The organism is Ralstonia sp. RL (assembly GCF_001683835.1).
Lineage (GTDB): Bacteria > Pseudomonadota > Gammaproteobacteria > Burkholderiales > Burkholderiaceae > Ralstonia > Ralstonia mannitolilytica.
In genome coordinates this window covers 1-2090 of the sequence record NZ_LWRX01000135.1, presented here as the reverse complement: position 1 = coordinate 2090, position 2090 = coordinate 1, and the positions used below count along the sequence as shown (strand labels likewise).

Here is a 2090-nt window from a genome sequence, read left to right as displayed (position 1 = left end):
ATGATTGGGCGCGATTCCAGAGATTCCGGCGTGGGTCGGCAAATGGCGACAGGACGTCAGAGCATCCCGCCGTTGATCGAAATCACCTGCCCGGAAATGTAGGCGGCCCGGTCGGAGGCGAGGAAGGCGACGAGATCGGCGACTTCCTCGGGCTGGCCGGCGCGCTTCATCGGCACCAGTTGCTTGATGGCATCGGCGTCGAAGGCGCCTTCGCTCATCTCGGTGGCGATGATGCCGGGGGCGACGGCGTTGACCGTGATGCCACGGCTGGCCAGTTCCAGGGCCAGCGATTTGCTGGCGGCGTGCAGGGCGCCCTTGGCGGCTGCGTAGTTGACCTGACCGCGGTTGCCGGATAGTCCGGAAACCGACGTGATGGTGACGATGCGGCCCCAGCGGGTGCGGATCATCGGCATGGTCAGCGGTTGCGTGACGTTGTAGAAACCGTTCAGCGACACGGCGATGACCGAATCCCACTGTTCGCCGGACATGCCGGGGAAGACGGCGTCGGCGTGGATACCGGCATTGTTGACCAGGATCTGGATGGCACCGTCTGTGAGCAGTTTTTCCAGCCGGGCGGCGGTGGCGCTGCGGTCGGTGATGTCGAAGGCGACGGCTTCGGCGCTGCCGCCGGCTTGCCGGATGCGGGCGACGACCGCTTCGGCTTTTTCCAGGCCGCGGTTGGCGTGCACGATGACGTGGTGACCGTCGGCGGCGAGGCGCCGGCAGATGGCGGCACCGATGCCGCCGCTGCCGCCGGTGACGAGGGCGCGTTTCATGGTTGCTCCTGCTTCAGGGCCGTGGCGTCGAGGACGACGGCGGCGCGGCCTTCGAGCAGGCAGCGGCCGGCGTGGTTGACGGAAAACTGGTAGAGGATGTGGTTGGTGTCGCCGGACAGGCGCTCGGCCGCGATTTGCAGTGTGCCGGCCAGGTCGTCGAGGCGGGCGACATGCAGCGTCACGCCGCGCACGCTGGTCAGGTAGCCCTGGCGCGGTGCGCCGTCATCGCCGGCGAGCAGCGCGCCATGCACGGCCATGGCCTGCGCGGCGTATTCGATGCCGTTGGCGGCGCCCAGGCGGCCGTCGGCGCGCAGCGGGTTGTCCGGGTCGGCATGACTGGTGGCGCGGCAGGTGATGCGGGTGTCGTCCCAGTCGAGCACCGCATCGAGCAGGCACATGCTGCCCTGGTGCGGGATGCGCTGGGCGATTGCGGCGCGGTCTAGCACGGTTGCAGGGCGATGCGCAGTTGCATCGGCGGCAGGTAGTCGACGACCAGCGAGCCGCCCTCGCCCAGCGCCAGCCGGTGCAGCAGCGGCAAGGCACGGAGGGCCGGGATGGCGGTGCGCAGGCTTTCCAGCGCTGCGTCGGCCAGTGGTTCGGCGGTGTCGGCGGTCGGGCAAACGGTGATCTGCGCCAGGGAGCGCGGCGTGCGATCCGGCGCCAGAAGCAGCCCGATGCCGGCGCAATCCGGTACGGGGCGCGTCGCGCACAGGGGTTCGGGATATTCGCTGTCGTAGGCGATGAGCAGTGTCGTCTGCCGGTCAACGACGACCTGGCCGAGCGCGTCGAGCAGGCCGGCGCCAAAGCTGGCGTCGTAGGCACAGATGACCTGGCAGGGCGCCATAGCGCCGGTGGCGATACCCCAGTAGCCGGCGGCGGCGTTGTGTACGGAATTGTGGAAGCGGGTCGGCGAAATCTGGCGGTCATCGCTGGCCAGCTGTTCGCACAGGGCGTGGCAGTTGTGGCCGTCGGCGCCGGAGGCGGAAAAGACGGTGGCCAGTCGGGCGACATCGGCCTCGGCCTGGGCGGCGGCTTCCAGCCCGACGGCGAGGGCGAGCCTGACGACCCGGCTGGCGCGGCGTCGCTCGGCTGGCGGCAGGATGACCGGGGCGGGCAGGATGGTCGGCGCCGGGGCATAAGCCTGCTCGCCGCGCAGCACGGCGCGGGCGGTCGGCCAGTCGGGCAGGCCGGGGGCGAGGCAGCCGACGCCTTCGAGCCAGGCGGTCAGGGGCGGGTTCATGGCGCGACTCCGAAGATCAGGCTGCAGTTGCTGCCGCCAAAGCCGAAGGAATTGCTCAGGACATGGCGGAGGCC

3 protein-coding genes are annotated in these 2090 nt (G+C 69.9%); all 3 read right to left on the bottom strand.

Translation table 11 applies throughout. The features are described from left to right. Positions 1–56: 56 nt before the first annotated feature. From fabG to A6M56_RS13195, 3 genes are read right to left on the bottom strand one after another with little or no spacing between them, the layout of a single operon-like run. Positions 57–776, bottom strand: a complete 720-nt coding sequence (gene fabG / locus A6M56_RS13205; protein WP_286758159.1) for a 3-oxoacyl-ACP reductase FabG — start codon at positions 774–776, stop codon at positions 57–59. Then, positions 773–1222, bottom strand: coding sequence for a hotdog family protein (locus A6M56_RS13200; RefSeq protein WP_502686923.1), 450 nt, complete (start codon positions 1220–1222; stop codon positions 773–775). Before A6M56_RS13200 ends, fabG begins: the two co-directional genes overlap by 4 nt. Then, positions 1216–2016: a beta-ketoacyl synthase chain length factor gene (locus tag A6M56_RS13195; protein WP_286758158.1), complete on the bottom strand. Its 801-nt coding sequence runs from the start codon at positions 2014–2016 to the stop codon at positions 1216–1218. The genes A6M56_RS13200 and A6M56_RS13195 overlap by 7 nt, the downstream gene beginning before the upstream one ends. Between the last annotated feature and the right edge of the window lie 74 nt (positions 2017–2090).